Below are 14,305 nucleotides of genomic sequence, written 5' to 3'. Positions count from 1 at the left end.
CATCATACTCGCAGGCAGGCTAATCGCAAAGTACCGCCGTGTATCTTTGATGGATAAAGCGATCTTGTTGCTCTGTAGCCGTTAGGGTCACTTCTATTTGGCCAGAAAAACAGGGGGCTTTTGTCACTAAGGTGTGAAACTCTCCGTGTTCTCCACACGGATCAACATTTTCAGGCAACTGGCTGATTAACTGATGAGAGTATCGCTCACCAATAAAGCTAGCGCCAAGACGCTGGGTATCAACGGTGACTAAGCAGGTCTCAATACCTCTGTCGATGATCTCTGCTGCTAACTGTTCACTTGGCACGTTAAGTAATGGAAATAGACAGCGCCAACCCGCTTTTTCAATGTAGCTTTGACGGTATTCTACAATGCCATTACAGAACATATCTCCGAAGGCAACGGCATCTACTTTCAAACCTGACTGCTTGATACCTTCAACGACGGCCGCTTGATAAATCTCGTTTGATGGGAATACTTCCGGCAGCTCAATAAGTACCAAGGGTAAACCCACCAGCTTGGCTTGCATTTTTACAACACTCAGTGGCGTGACCTGATAAGGTACCTCCTCTCCAACATAAGTGGTGTAAAGACCAACGACTTCTACGCTAGGGTCTTCTAATAACTTGATCAGGGTTAATGTGGAGTCTTTGCCTGACGACCAACTTACGATGACTTTGGTTTTAAGGGACATAGTTACCTCAAGAAAAAACCGCCCGTAGGCGGTTTAGAATTAAAATTTGTAATCTACATTTAGGTAATAGCTTCTACCTTGAGTGTTGTAGTTGGTTGCCAGGGTGTAATCTTCATCTAAAAGGTTAGCAACTCGCCCACGTAAGGTTAAGCTTTCTGTCACTGAATAACTGGCAGCTATGTCCACCAATGAGTAGCTATCTAACTCAGCCTTATTTGTATCTATGCGTTTCCCCTGATAAAGGTAACTTAAGTCTGCTCGCCAATTACCCTTAGAGTAAGAAACATTCCATTTTGCGCTCTCTTTAGCTCGTCTTGCTAGCTGAGAATTTTTGCTAGTATCAACAGGATCCATGATATCAAGGCTCACATCGTGACTAAAGGCACCTGTTGCGAACTGTGCCGCAAGCTCAATACCTTTGATATCAGCCTTACCAATATTTTTAGATGGCCAACCTATAATCATGTTTTCAATCTGATTATGGTAAGCAACAACGCTCCAGTCGAAACTGCCTTGATATCCTTCGACGCCAACTTCATAACTAAAGGACTCTTCAGGCTTTAAATTTGGATTTCCTGTATCCGGCCAGTACAAGTTATTAAATGTTGGAGCTTTAAAAGCCGTACCTGCATTGGCAGTCAGTCGCATAGTATCTACTACCCACCAGCCTAACCCCGTTTGCCACGTGTTATTACGCCCGTACCTTTCATTGTCATCTGTGCGCAACGCCAACTCTGCCTGAACGCTACTATTATCAAAGTAAGCGCCAACATACGCAGATTTGTTATCTCGAGATGATTCATCGTAAGCAACAGAAGATGCGGATACATCGTCTTGCTGCCAATCAATTCCTGCACTTAACGTCCAGTCTGATGTAAGCAAATAATGATTGGTAAAAGAAATCGATTCATGCTCTGTGTGGTATTTACTTTTATATCCACGGTTGTAACTAGAGTCGACTGATTTTGCTATAGATAACAACGCTGAGTATTTATCAGCTTTGTACTCAGCACTACCAATCACAGTGTACAACTGCTGATCTTTACTTGAGTCAGTTGGATCATACTCAACAAACCCTTCCGAGTATGTTGAATTTAGTTTTAGAGCTAGCTGGTTGCTTAGTTGGTATTTAGCGTTAGCAGCAAACTCTGTGACTTTGTGTCCATCATTATCTTCATTTCCTTTAGTATTTTGAGCAGAAAACCCTTCAGCTTGAGAATACCGTGAAGAAAAAGAACCACTTAGTTTGTCGTTAAGCTCTCCAGATACAGCGACAGATGCTTTGCGTAGTTGCTCAGAACCAATACCTGCACTCAGCTTTTTCTCTTCACGCTTAGTATCTGTAATAATGTTAATCACACCACCAACAGCATCTGAACCATACATAGCAGCACGCGGGCCTCGAATAAATTCAATGCGCTGGACTGCCACTAGAGGTAACGCAGAAATCGTAGCTCCGCCAGAGGTCGCACTAGCTGTTTTAACTCCGTCGATTAAAACCAATACATGACTTGAGTTTGTACCACGAACGAAAAGAGATTGAGTTTGACCGTATCCACCATTGCTAGATACTTGGACACCAGGTAAGCGACGTAGCACTTCAAAAAGGTCATTAGCTTGAATAGCTTCTATCTCTTCTTTATCAACAGTCACAACTGCCGCTGTTGAACTCTGGCTAGACTGCTCAAAACGGTTCGCCGTCACCACCATGGTTTCATCAGCACTTTGCGCTTGAGCATAAGAAGACATAGAAAGTAGCGACACCACTGTGGTCGCTAGTAGAGATTTTTGCATTTTCGGTTCATCCTAAATCGCGAGAATTACAGCAAGGCTTTAATGAATTATTGAGTGTTATAAAAAGCCTTACTCATTTTGCTGGCAGATATTCGGACTTAAGAGCACGCCATCAAAACTTATGGCACCTAGAGTCTCACTTCCCACTTAGCAAGCTAAACAGTGTTTGGGTCTTACCCGAGACGTTCGTTCTCTCTTACCGCTGCGCGTCAGTTCCGGATTCTCACCAGATTCCCTATTAAGCCAAAGTGTGACATGCACCCCAGCACCAGCGTTGGCGAGATAGTAGTGACTTACCACTATGTTGTCTAGTTGTTATTTATGCAGCGCAGATTGTTAACTATCATTAAATGTAACTGCGCTAGAGCACATCCCGTCAGTTGTTTGCGCCTACACTGGACAATTTGGCGGAATTGAATAAAATCTGCGCTCCTTGTTTTAAGTATTCGAAAAGGCATGATTTCATGGCGACACTTGATGTAACCCCAGAGCTATACCAACAGCAACTGGCAGAGAAAACCCAACGTCTAACCAGTATGTTTGCGCACTACCAAATGCCAGAGTTGGAAGTCTTTGAGTCGCCAGAACAGCACTACCGCATGCGTGCTGAGTTCCGTGTTTGGCATGAAGGTGATGATATGTACTACATCATGTTCAACCAAGAAACTCGTGAAAAGTATCGTGTGGACCAGTTCCCTGCTGCAAGCCGTCTTATCAATGATCTGATGCCGCTTTTAATGGATGCGATGAAAGACAATGACGTATTGCGTCGCAAACTGTTCCAAGTCGATTTCCTATCGACCTTAAGCGGTGAAGTGCTAGTGTCATTGCTTTATCACCGCCAGCTTGATGAAGCATGGATTGAGCAAGCCAAAGCATTAAAGCAGCGTCTTAATGATGAGGGCTTCAACCTCAACTTCATTGGCCGAGCGCGTAAAATGAAAATCGTGCTGGACCGAGACTTTGTGGTTGAGAAACTGAATGTTAATGGTGATAGCTACATCTACCAGCAAGTAGAGAATAGCTTTACCCAGCCGAACGCAAAAGTTGCTACCAAGATGCTTGAGTGGGCAATCGACTGTACTCAAGACTCCACGGGTGATCTGCTAGAGCTGTACTGTGGTAACGGTAACTTCTCGCTGGCACTGGCACAGAACTTTGAGCGTGTACTTGCAACTGAGCTGGCGAAGCCATCGGTAGACTCAGCGCAATACAACATTGCCGCCAACAAGATCGACAATGTACAGATCATTCGTATGTCGGCAGAAGAGTTCACTGAAGCGATGGAAGGTAAACGTGAGTTCCGCCGCCTGAAGCAAGCGAACGTGGATCTGAAGAGCTACAACTGCAACACCATTTTTGTTGATCCACCACGTGCAGGTATGGACATCGACACTTGCAAGATGGTTCAAGGTTACGAGCGCATCATGTACATCTCTTGTAACCCAGAAACATTAGAAGAGAATCTAAAAGTATTGAGCGAAACTCACCGAGTGACTCGCTTTGCACTCTTTGATCAGTTCCCATATACCCACCATATGGAAGCAGGTGTATTGTTGGAACGTAAGTAATCACTACAATTAAACAAAAAGCCGCTAGAAGCGGCTTTTTTTACATCTGTTGTCAGCTTACTGAGGTTTAGCAACGTAACCTAGCTTCTTGCCCACCCACGCTAATAGCAGCAGGGTGACCATGATGGCAAAGAAGTTTGAACCAACTTCTGGGTGCTGAGCGCCCATAAATGCTGAGTAGCCAAACGCACCTACAAAGAAACACGCTAGGCCAACCATTGGAATGTCTTCCGCTACTGGCTTACGTAGGTATTCTTGGTAAAGGTTCTGAACCGCAAGTACCAGTGCGATCAAAGGAAAGATCGAGAATGATACGGCTTCCATGGTCAATCCCGCTAACAGTGCGTTACCACACATGCCAGCAATCAATGCCAAAAGTAGAGTCTTTTTTTCTGCCGCTTTGTCCGGGGTTTGAGTTTCTGTAGTCATAATTTTAACCTGCACTTTTTTTGACAGTTTCACGTTCCTTGCGATAGGTATCGGCACCTTTCGCTACGATCCTTAATTGTGCCACCAGCTTTTCTGATAGCGCTTTACGTTCAGCCGTGGTGAGGTCAAGGGCGTCCGCACCAGAGCTAAATACTAACGTAACCGAAGCGTCGGCCTGAATGGCAGCCTCTTCTCGGGTCAGTCCTGTGCTTTCTAGGTAATCCGTTAATTCCGCAACAAAATGGTGTAACTCTCGGCCAACCGCAGCACGAAATGCCGCCGATGTGCCCGAACGTTCACGTAACAACAGGCGAAATACGTTAGGGCTACTTTCAATGAATTCCATAAAGGTCTCCACCGACGTACGAATCACACTACCGCCTTTCACGATACGTTGTCTTGCTTGACGCATTAATTGACGAAGTAGCAAGCCGCCTTCATCCACCATGGTCAAACCCAATTCGTCCATATCTTTAAAGTGGCGATAGAAAGAGGTCGGTGCAATACCGGCTTCTCTCGCCACTTCACGCAAACTTAAATTGGAAAAACTGCGATCGGCACTTAGTTGACTAAAAGCCGCATCAATCAGCGAACGACGTGTTTTTTCTTTTTGTTGAGCTCGTATTCCCATATTCCAGCACTAATCTCTCAAACTGTGTCTACTATACCGCGAAAAAGAAGCGACCGGATACGCTAGTCGCCCTACTTTACCCCAATTAGTTTTTATTACTCGCCCAATGCTAGGAGATCTTAACCAGTTCACAATTTTCTATTTCCGCCCTACCCACTCACGGCTAATATGTGTAGGCAATACTTACTCTATTACCTTAATAGCCCGTGGTGAGGTCTTTTTACTTAGCTTGGGCTTTACTCTATAATTGCCGCCGCTTTTATCTGGGCAACGCCTTTACTGTGGAAAGATTATGATTTCAAAAAACCAACTTAAACTCCTTCGAGCTCTGGGCCAAAAGAAGCAGCGTAAAGCGCACGGCCTATTTCTGGTGCAAGGTGAGAAGAATGTGCTTGAGTTGGCCAATAGCACTCTGGTAGTGAAACAGATCTTTGCTACTCACGAGTTCATTGAACTACACCGCAGCGAACTGAGTAATTTTGAATGCATCGAAGCATCTCTGGATGACTTAACCAAGGCGAGCACACTTGTCAGTAATAATGCCGCCATTGCGGTGGTCGAGATCCCAAACACAGAGACCCCCAAAGCCCAAGGCTTAATGATTGCACTCGATGGTGTGTCTGATCCTGGTAACCTCGGCACGATTATCCGTGTTGCTGACTGGTATGGTATTAAGCACATTGTCGCCAGTCGTGATTGTGCGGACCCGTACAACCCTAAAACCATCAGTGCGACCATGGGCAGTTTTGGCCGAGTCACAGTAAGTCAGCTAGACCTTCCTAGCTATTTGGAACAATCTAACCTACCCGTTTATGGCGCTTTTCTAGAAGGGGATAGTGTGCATAAGACGGACTTTGCCGCAGAAGGTATTGTACTGATGGGTAGTGAATCTCACGGTATTCGTGAGCATGCTGCTAAGTGTGTAACCGATAAGATTACGATTCCAGCGTTTGGCGGTGCTGAGTCTCTGAATGTCGCCATGGCGACTGGAATTATCTTAGATAACCTTCGCAGGCAGCATAGCTAAAATAGCGTTATTGTTGGGTCGTGTTGAGAAACAAGTAACAGCGCTATGACGGTTACTTTTCCAGCATGCCCAACTTATCAGGCACACCATTCCACTTTTCAGCCTCTTCCATTGCGGGCTTAACCTCGGTTTGCACCGGCCACAGCTCAGCAAGCTCGGCATTAAGCTCAATGTAGACTTTTTGATCTTCAGGCACTTCATCTTCTTGGAAGATTGCTTGCGCATCACACTCGAACACGCATAAACCACAATCGATGCACTCGATTGGATTGATCACCATAAAGTTTGGCCCTTCGTGGAAGGCATCTGCTGGGCATACTGCGACACAGTCGGTGTATTTACATTGGATGCAGTTATCGGTTACGACAAAGGCCATGATGATCCGCTCTTAAGTTAGTCAAAATTGAAGAATGGGGATAATACGCATCCCGAGCCAAAATTCAATACGCTGAGACACCTTGGCTCTATCGGATTTAGTATGACAGATAAACCGATTTTACGTAAAATACGCCGCTATTGTGAGCTAACCGCCCTTAAAACGGTAGTGGCTAAGACACCTAACTACGAGACATCACTATGATACGTTTAAACGAAATCAAGCTTCCTCTTGATCACGAAGAAGAGGCGCTCACCGCCGCCATTACCAAGAAACTTGGTATCTCTGAAGATCAAGTTATCTCTTACAATGTATTTAAACGTGGCTATGATGCTCGTAAGAAAACTCATATCCTGCTGATCTACACTCTCGATGTTATCGTTGAGAACGAAGCGCAGCTGCTAGAGCAGTTCAGCAACGACCCACATGTAAAGCAGACTCCAGATATGGAGTACAAGTTCGTCGCAAAAGCACCAGAGAACTTAACCGAGCGCCCAGTAGTGATCGGCTTTGGCCCTTGTGGTCTATTCGCAGCGCTTATCCTGGCACAGGCAGGTTTCAAACCTATCGTGGTGGAACGTGGTAAAGAGGTGCGTGAGCGCACCAAAGATACCTTCGGCTTCTGGCGTAAGCGCACCCTTAACACCGAATCAAACGTGCAATTTGGTGAAGGTGGCGCTGGTACTTTCTCTGATGGCAAGCTATACAGCCAAGTGAAAGATCCAAACTTCTACGGCCGTAAGGTAGTCAATGAGTTCGTTGCTGCTGGTGCACCTGAGGAAATCCTCTACGTGAGTAAGCCGCACATTGGTACCTTTAAACTGGTCACCATGATTGAGAAGATGCGTGCAAAAATCATCGAGCTGGGGGGTGAGATTCGCTTCAGCACTCGTGTGGATGATATCCATATGGAAGGCGAACAAATCACAGGCCTGACGCTATCGAATGGCGAAGAGATCAAATCTCGCTACGTCGTACTGGCGGTAGGTCATAGTGCACGTGATACGTTTGAAATGCTGTACGATCGTGGTGTATTTATGGAAGCGAAGCCATTCTCAGTGGGTTTCCGTATCGAACACAAACAATCAATGATCGATGAAGCTCGCTTTGGTCCTAACGCTGGTAACCCAATCCTAGGCGCTGCTGACTACAAACTGGTGCATCACTGTAAGAACGGCCGTACTGTATACAGCTTCTGTATGTGTCCTGGCGGTACTGTCGTTGCAGCGACATCGGAAGAAAATCGTGTCGTAACCAACGGTATGAGCCAATACTCTCGTGCAGAACGTAACGCCAATGCGGCCATCGTTGTTGGTATCGACCCTGAGCGTGACTACCCAGAACACCCACTGGCAGGTATCGAGCTGCAACGCAAACTTGAGTCGGGTGCTTACGTTCTTGGCGGCGAAACCTATGATGCACCAGCGCAGAAAGTTGGTGACTTCCTTAAAGGGCGCGATCCAAGTGCCATTGGTGATGTTGAACCTTCGTTCACACCGGGTATTCACCTTACCGACATCTCCAAAGCACTGCCTGACTTTGCGATTGAAGCGATCCGTGAAGCAATTCCTGCCTTCGACCGTAAGATCAAAGGCTTTGCTAGCGAAGACGCACTACTTACAGGTGTTGAAACCCGTACTTCCTCACCGGTTTGCATCAAACGTGGCAAAGACTTCCAGAGCGTTAACCTAAAAGGTTTCTACCCAGCTGGTGAAGGCGCAGGTTACGCTGGCGGTATCTTGTCAGCGGGCATTGATGGCATCAAGGTTGCGGAAGCACTATCTAAAGCCATGGTTGCAGATCTGGAAAATGAATAACCTCGGTAATCGGTAATCGGTAATCGGTAATCGGTAATCGGTAATCGGTAATCGGTAATCGGTAATCGGTAATCGGTAATCGGTAATCGGTAGGATTAGAGCTCTTTTGCTTCGGTAAAGGAGCTTTTTTTGTATTTAAATTTCTGTGGCGTGATGTGAGGCAGGGGCTTGAGTTGTTCGTAATCAACAGGATCACTACAATAGCTAACGCAATGTTAACAAAAATAAAAAGGGCAAAGGATATGACCGTAACTCATTTTGATGCAATTGTGATTGGTAGTGGCCCCGGAGGTGAAGGGGCAGCTATGGGCCTAACTAAGCAGGGCTTGAATGTGGCTATCATTGAGCGTGAACCGACCGTTGGTGGTGGGTGTACTCACTGGGGCACCATCCCATCCAAAGCATTGCGTCATGCGGTGAGCCGTATTATTGAGTTCAACAACAACCCTCTCTTTTGCCACAACAACACCAGCCTTCATGCCACTTTCTCAACCATTCTAGGTCATGCGAAAACGGTCATCGATAAGCAAACTCGTATGCGTCAGGGATTTTATGACCGTAACGAGTGCCAACTCATTTTTGGCGAAGCCAAATTTATCGACACCAATACGGTTGCAGTCACTCAAGCAGATGGCAGCGTTGATCAATACAGTGCCGACAAGTTTGTCATTGCCACAGGCTCTCGCCCGTATCGCCCAGCCGATGTCGACTTTACCCATGACCGTATCTACGACAGTGACTCTATCTTGTCACTAGAGCACGACCCTCGCCACATCATTATCTATGGTGCGGGTGTTATCGGTTGTGAGTACGCCTCAATTTTCCGTGGCCTTGATGTCAAAACAGACCTTATCAATACCCGTGACCGCTTATTGTCTTTCCTCGACAATGAAGTTTCCGACGCTCTCTCTTACCACTTCTGGAACAGTGGTGTGATTATTCGCAACGACGAAACTTATGAAAAAATCGAGGGGACTGACGAAGGTGTTATTGTGCACCTTGAGTCTGGTAAGAAAATGCGCGCCGACTGCATCTTATATGCGAATGGTCGTACAGGTAATACCGATAAGCTAGGGCTGGATAATGTCGGCTTAACCCCAGACTCTCGTGGTCAGCTCAAAGTAAACAAAAACTACCAAACGGAAGTCGACCATATCTATGCGGTGGGCGATGTGATTGGTTACCCAAGCCTTGCTAGCGCTGCTTATGACCAAGGTCGTTTTGTCGCTCAGGCGATCGTACATGGTCAGAATGACAACTACTTGATCGAAGATATCCCAACAGGGATCTACACGATCCCTGAGATCAGCTCGGTAGGTAAAACAGAGCAAGAACTGACGGCAGCAAAAGTTCCGTATGAAGTCGGCAGAGCATCGTTCAAACACTTAGCTCGAGCGCAAATTGCTGGCAAAGATATCGGCTCGCTAAAAATCCTATTCCACCGTGAAACCAAAGAAATTTTAGGGATTCACTGTTTTGGTGAGCGTGCGGCAGAGATCATTCATATCGGACAGGCGATCATGGAGCAAAAAGGCGAAGCAAATACCATCGAGTACTTCGTCAACACCACCTTCAACTATCCAACCATGGCAGAAGCCTACCGTGTGGCAGCGTTAAACGGACTCAATAGACTGTTTTAAGCTACCAACGCATCCGCAACACAACAGGCGTATAGGCATGCGCCTGATGACTTAACTTTGCCAACCAACGCTGCCACGGTTTCCAACGTAAGCAGCGTTTGTTGTGCAGCGGTGAGTGCAAACTCACCGACTCAGCCCAAGGCAACCAACGGAAGAAACTCTCTTGAGGGGATTTCAACCCATGAGCGTATTGCTGATTGCCTAGCTTCTTGCCCAGCCAAGTATTGGTTTTGTTGCCCGCCACGACGAAACAACATTGAGCGTGCAAGAATCGTTTGGCCAACCCAACCATAAATTTTCCCAGTTGTTCTTCAGTGCATTGCAATAACGCGGCATCACATACAATCAATAGAGGAACTTGATCGGAAATCGACAGTTCTTGTAGCCAACCTAAGTCTGTCACGCTTCCGCAGCGTAGCTGGTAACGCTCACTCGGATGGAACAGACGCTGTCGCCACAGCAGGTGTTCACTCACATCCAACTCCATCCAATGGCAACGTCCATTATCTAAACGATAGAAGCGGGTATCTAATCCAGCCCCAACATTGAGTACCCAAGCATCTGGGTAGCGTTTTAGAAATGCACTGATCTGCTCATCACAAAGCTGAGTGATCGAGGCGTAGAGCAGTTGGTCTTGCTCTAGGTTGGAGGTTTGACATTCTGGGGAAAGATGACAGCTGCGACAGGCGCTAGCGGCAATTGGATCGTACACCAAGCCTTCATCCAACATGCTTTCTCGGCTACGAAGCCACATTGGACGCAACAGGTGAATGGGGATCTGCCAAGGTGCTTGAGTTGAATGCGACGGCTTAGTCGATGGCGCTTGTATATGAGATTGGTGTCGAGTCATTGTCATCTTCCCTATGAACACAAAAGATGATAATGACTCTCATTTATATTTGCAACTTTATAATTGTGCGATTACATCCAAGTCGCATTTCGGATCACGCCAACAGCAAGACCTTCAATGTTTAACTCTTGGCAAGTAAGATCGACTTTAATCGGCTCGAACTCTTCATTCTCTGCGTGCAGTAATACGGTTGAGCCTTTGCGCTCCAAACGTTTTACCGTCACATCTTCTTCTACACGCGCCACCACGACCTGACCATCACGCACATCTTGCGTTTTGTGCACAGCAAGCAGGTCTCCATCAAGGATACCAATGTCTTTCATACTCATGCCGTTAACACGTAACAAGAAATCAGCTTGCGGCTTGAACATCGAAGGGTCAACTTGGTAATGCGTTTCTACGTGCTCTTGCGCCAAGATAGGTTCACCCGCAGCCACCTGACCAATCAGAGGTAATCCATCCTCGGTTTGATCATCGTCATTCGCAACCACTCGAATACCACGGGAAGCCCCCGGAATGATTTCGATAACGTTTTTACGTGCGAGCGCTTTAAGGTGCTCTTCTGCCGCATTGGCAGATCGGAAGCCGAGCTCTTTCGCGATTTCAGCACGAGTCGGTGGCATCCCTGATACTTCTATCTTGTCTTTGATTAACTCAAAGACTTGCTTCTGGCGTGGCGTCAGCTCTTTCATTACAGTCACCTGTCTGTTTATACAGTTAACTGTGAGTATATCCAGTGATATTGGAATTGAAAAGCCAATTGTTTATTTTTTAACTGTTTTTAAACCTAATCTCCTAATTATTGAGCTAGGCTATGAGGCGTAACCTTCTTAGCTCATGAGACAAATCAATAAAGGTGGTGACTTTCTTTACACAAGCTATCAAAGGTTAGACCAGTTTCTGGTATCCTTGCTGCGCATTTTTTGGTGGCGGGGTGTAACCTGTCATGTAAACCTAATCGAGGCAGAGAACAGTATGTCTTCTGGAGACACCTTTTCCCGCTCTTTACTAAAGCTTCCTTTATCGGTTTTAGTAAAGGGTAATACGATTCCGTCTAACCCTGTGGAAGATCTGGGCATCGACGTATCCAAACCGATTGTCTATGCATTGCCGTTTCGCTCTAACGTCGATCTGTTAACGCTACAGAGATATGCGCTAGAGTCAGGCTTGCCAGACCCACTCTCGCCACTGGAAATTAACGGCAAGTCTTTCGGCCGCTTCGTCTTCATTGCATCTCGTCCAACGGTGATGCAAACCGACAGTGACGCACCACAAGAGTCCGTATCCCTGTTCTCTGAGCTACTTCAATTACATGCCCAGAGCAAAGACCTCGACGTACAAATGCTGCCAATCACAGTGATGTGGGGACGAAAGCCAGGTAAAGAGGATCGTCAGAAACCCTACCTTGAAGCGCTAAATGGTCCGCAGAAAATGTGGGCAACCTTAGCCTCAGGTCGTGATTGCATGGTCCGATTCAGCCCGGTCGTATCACTACGCTACATGGCTGATCATCATGGTGTTGATGAGAACATCGCCCATAAACTGGCCCGTGTTGCTCGCATTCACTTTTCACGTCAAAAGCTTGCCGCTTCTGGTCCAAACCTTCCTAACCGCCAAGTGCTGTTTAATCGCCTACTAAAATCTGAAGCGATCAAAAAAGCAATTGAAGATGAAGCCAGCAGCAAAAACATCTCCATTGAGAAAGCACAAAAAGAAGCGCACGCCATCATGGATGAGATCGCCGCTAACTTCTCATACTCATTGGTGAAGAATGGTGACCGAATTCTTGGTTGGCTGTGGAACCGACTTTATCAAGGCTTAAACATTAATAATGCAGCAGCGGTACGTCGCCTTGCACAAGACGGCCATGAGATCGTCTATGTACCATGTCACCGCAGTCACATGGATTACCTGCTGCTTTCCTACGTACTTTATCAAGAAGGCATGGTGCCGCCGCACATTGCTGCAGGCATCAACTTAAACTTCTTCCCAGCGGGGCCAATTTTCCGCCGTGGTGGTGCATTCTTTATCCGTCGCTCGTTCAAGGGCAATAAACTCTACTCGACCATTTTCCGTGAGTACTTAGCCGAGCTATTTGCCAAAGGTTATTCGGTAGAGTACTTCAGCGAAGGTGGCCGCTCTCGAACAGGTCGTCTGCTTCCGGCAAAAACGGGCATGCTGGCGATGACTATACAAGCCATGCTGCGTGGTCTAAACCGTCCTGTGACCTTAGTACCGGTGTACATCGGATACGAGCACGTGATGGAAGTCAGTACTTACGCTAAAGAGCTACGTGGTAAACGCAAAGAGAAAGAAAATGCGGGCCTTGTGATCCGTACGATTCGCAAACTACGTAACTTTGGCCAAGGCTATGTAAACTTTGGTGAGCCGATTCAGCTCAACCAATACCTCAATGAGCATGCGCCAAGCTGGACCAGTGAAATCGATGCCGTCGAGTCGCAAAAGCCACAATGGATGACGCCAGTCGTCAACCAACTTGCAGATAAGATGATGACTCATATCAACGATGCTGCAGCCGCAAACGCTTTAACCTTGTGTGCAACGGCATTACTGGCATCTCGTCAACGCGCACTATCTCGTGACACGCTAGAAGCGCAAATCGAGTGTTACTTGCAACTGCTGCGTGGTGCGCCCTACTCTCCAACCAGCACCGTACCTGATAAAAGTGCCCATGAGTTGGTTGAACATGCGGAGAGCCTAGATAAGTTCATCATTGAAGCGGACAGCATGGGGGATGTGATCTCTCTTGACCGTCACCAGTCAGTGCTAATGACTTACTACCGCAACAACATCATCCATATGTTGATCTTGCCATCTTTAATTGCCCAACTGCTTGTGCAGCGCCAAAGCATGAATATGGCAGAAATCCATCGCTGTGTTGCGATGCTTTACCCATTCCTGAAGAAGGAGCTTTTCCTTCGTTACGAAGAAGGTGAACTGCAAGCGGTCGTTGAGCAAATCACTACTGAGCTTGAGCGCCAAGAGTTAATCACCCGCAGTGTTGACCAAGTCACCATGAATCAAGCTAAGATCCAAACCATGCTATTGCTATCTCGCACCAGTATGGAAACCATGCAGCGCTACTCTATCGCCGTCAATCAATTGGTGGCAAATCCTGAGCTGAGCAAAGCCGATCTTGAGCAAAAGAGTCAGCAACTGGCACAACGCCTTGGCCAACTGCATGGAATCAATGCTCCAGAGTTCTTCGATAAAGGGGTGTTTACCACCTTGTTCAATACCTTGAAGCAACAAGGCTATGTGAGCCGTGAAGGGGAGTGTGACCTTGCCAAGACGCAGCAACTGGCTGATCTACTAAGTAGCATGGTGTCGGTGGAAGTGAAGCTCACCATTCAAGAAAGTCTTTACCAAGACAGTCTTGAAGACGAGTAATCCGATACAGGACTTTATATAAAAAAGGGGCGATTCGCCCCTTTTTTATATCTTCATTTTGCAGG

At 46.7% G+C, this 14,305-nt stretch carries 12 protein-coding genes and 1 riboswitch; of the genes, 5 read left to right on the top strand and 7 right to left on the bottom strand.

All coding sequences use genetic code 11. The features are described from left to right. Positions 1 to 19 precede the first annotated feature (19 nt). Both J4N39_RS00630 and J4N39_RS00625 read right to left on the bottom strand, forming a co-directional pair. Positions 20 to 694: a Dph6-related ATP pyrophosphatase gene (locus J4N39_RS00630; RefSeq protein WP_252021067.1), complete on the bottom strand. Its 675-nt coding sequence runs from the start codon at positions 692 to 694 to the stop codon at positions 20 to 22. Between the two features lie 39 nt (positions 695 to 733). Beyond that, positions 734 to 2,488: a TonB-dependent receptor domain-containing protein gene (locus J4N39_RS00625; RefSeq protein WP_252021065.1), complete on the bottom strand. Its 1,755-nt coding sequence runs from the start codon at positions 2,486 to 2,488 to the stop codon at positions 734 to 736. A gap of 66 nt (positions 2,489 to 2,554) precedes the next feature. Then, positions 2,555 to 2,776, bottom strand: a riboswitch (cobalamin riboswitch). A 176-nt stretch (positions 2,777 to 2,952) separates the two neighbouring features. On the opposite strand from J4N39_RS00625, the gene trmA reads away from it, so the two are divergent. After that, complete coding sequence (trmA, locus tag J4N39_RS00620) at positions 2,953 to 4,059, top strand: tRNA (uridine(54)-C5)-methyltransferase TrmA (protein WP_252021063.1); 1,107 nt, start codon at positions 2,953 to 2,955, stop codon at positions 4,057 to 4,059. Positions 4,060 to 4,116: 57 nt separating this feature from the next. Here trmA and J4N39_RS00615 read toward each other — a convergent pair whose 3' ends face one another. Then, the gene (locus J4N39_RS00615) at positions 4,117 to 4,488 is read right to left on the bottom strand and encodes a YijD family membrane protein (protein WP_252021060.1); all 372 of its coding nucleotides are present in this window, start codon (positions 4,486 to 4,488) and stop codon (positions 4,117 to 4,119) included. Between the two features lie 4 nt (positions 4,489 to 4,492). Beyond that, the gene (gene fabR / locus J4N39_RS00610; protein ID WP_252021058.1) at positions 4,493 to 5,119 is read right to left on the bottom strand and encodes an HTH-type transcriptional repressor FabR; all 627 of its coding nucleotides are present in this window, start codon (positions 5,117 to 5,119) and stop codon (positions 4,493 to 4,495) included. Positions 5,120 to 5,411: 292 nt separating this feature from the next. Here fabR and J4N39_RS00605 point away from each other — a divergent pair, with 292 nt between their 5' ends. Then, positions 5,412 to 6,146: an RNA methyltransferase gene (locus J4N39_RS00605; protein ID WP_252021056.1), complete on the top strand. Its 735-nt coding sequence runs from the start codon at positions 5,412 to 5,414 to the stop codon at positions 6,144 to 6,146. Positions 6,147 to 6,198: 52 nt separating this feature from the next. Here the strand turns inward: J4N39_RS00605 and fdxA are convergent, their stop codons facing one another. Further along, positions 6,199 to 6,522, bottom strand: a complete 324-nt coding sequence (gene fdxA, locus J4N39_RS00600) for a ferredoxin FdxA (protein WP_252021054.1) — start codon at positions 6,520 to 6,522, stop codon at positions 6,199 to 6,201. A 200-nt stretch (positions 6,523 to 6,722) separates the two neighbouring features. Here fdxA and J4N39_RS00595 point away from each other — a divergent pair, with 200 nt between their 5' ends. Both J4N39_RS00595 and sthA read left to right on the top strand, forming a co-directional pair. Next, complete coding sequence (locus J4N39_RS00595; RefSeq protein WP_252021052.1) at positions 6,723 to 8,339, top strand: NAD(P)/FAD-dependent oxidoreductase; 1,617 nt, start codon at positions 6,723 to 6,725, stop codon at positions 8,337 to 8,339. Between the two features lie 242 nt (positions 8,340 to 8,581). Then, complete coding sequence (sthA, locus tag J4N39_RS00590; protein ID WP_252021049.1) at positions 8,582 to 9,979, top strand: Si-specific NAD(P)(+) transhydrogenase; 1,398 nt, start codon at positions 8,582 to 8,584, stop codon at positions 9,977 to 9,979. 1 nt (position 9,980) lies between these two features. Here the strand turns inward: sthA and J4N39_RS00585 are convergent, their stop codons facing one another. Both J4N39_RS00585 and lexA read right to left on the bottom strand, forming a co-directional pair. Then, positions 9,981 to 10,829: a class I SAM-dependent methyltransferase gene (locus tag J4N39_RS00585; protein ID WP_503063707.1), complete on the bottom strand. Its 849-nt coding sequence runs from the start codon at positions 10,827 to 10,829 to the stop codon at positions 9,981 to 9,983. A gap of 71 nt (positions 10,830 to 10,900) precedes the next feature. Continuing rightward, a complete protein-coding gene (gene lexA, locus J4N39_RS00580; protein WP_252021047.1) occupies positions 10,901 to 11,521 on the bottom strand; it encodes a transcriptional repressor LexA in 621 nt (206 codons plus the stop codon). A 283-nt stretch (positions 11,522 to 11,804) separates the two neighbouring features. On the opposite strand from lexA, the gene plsB reads away from it, so the two are divergent. Then, a complete protein-coding gene (gene plsB / locus J4N39_RS00575; RefSeq protein ID WP_252021045.1) occupies positions 11,805 to 14,240 on the top strand; it encodes a glycerol-3-phosphate 1-O-acyltransferase PlsB in 2,436 nt (811 codons plus the stop codon). The last annotated feature ends 65 nt before the right edge of the window (positions 14,241 to 14,305 follow it).

The sequence above is a fragment of the Vibrio sp. SCSIO 43136 genome (assembly GCF_023716565.1).
Taxonomy (GTDB): Bacteria; Pseudomonadota; Gammaproteobacteria; order Enterobacterales; family Vibrionaceae; genus Vibrio.
This window is presented reverse-complemented; position numbering and strand designations above follow the sequence as displayed.

Coding starts and splice junctions, on each gene's coding strand:
- J4N39_RS00630 (WP_252021067.1), bottom strand. CDS start 694: ATGTCCCTTAAAACCAAAGTCATCGTAAGTTGGTCGTCAGGCAAAGAC.
- J4N39_RS00625 (WP_252021065.1), bottom strand. CDS start 2,488: ATGCAAAAATCTCTACTAGCGACCACAGTGGTGTCGCTACTTTCTATG.
- trmA (WP_252021063.1), top strand. CDS start 2,953: ATGGCGACACTTGATGTAACCCCAGAGCTATACCAACAGCAACTGGCA.
- J4N39_RS00615 (WP_252021060.1), bottom strand. CDS start 4,488: ATGACTACAGAAACTCAAACCCCGGACAAAGCGGCAGAAAAAAAGACT.
- fabR (WP_252021058.1), bottom strand. CDS start 5,119: ATGGGAATACGAGCTCAACAAAAAGAAAAAACACGTCGTTCGCTGATT.
- J4N39_RS00605 (WP_252021056.1), top strand. CDS start 5,412: ATGATTTCAAAAAACCAACTTAAACTCCTTCGAGCTCTGGGCCAAAAG.
- fdxA (WP_252021054.1), bottom strand. CDS start 6,522: ATGGCCTTTGTCGTAACCGATAACTGCATCCAATGTAAATACACCGAC.
- J4N39_RS00595 (WP_252021052.1), top strand. CDS start 6,723: ATGATACGTTTAAACGAAATCAAGCTTCCTCTTGATCACGAAGAAGAG.
- sthA (WP_252021049.1), top strand. CDS start 8,582: ATGACCGTAACTCATTTTGATGCAATTGTGATTGGTAGTGGCCCCGGA.
- J4N39_RS00585 (WP_503063707.1), bottom strand. CDS start 10,829: ATGACTCGACACCAATCTCATATACAAGCGCCATCGACTAAGCCGTCG.
- lexA (WP_252021047.1), bottom strand. CDS start 11,521: ATGAAAGAGCTGACGCCACGCCAGAAGCAAGTCTTTGAGTTAATCAAA.
- plsB (WP_252021045.1), top strand. CDS start 11,805: ATGTCTTCTGGAGACACCTTTTCCCGCTCTTTACTAAAGCTTCCTTTA.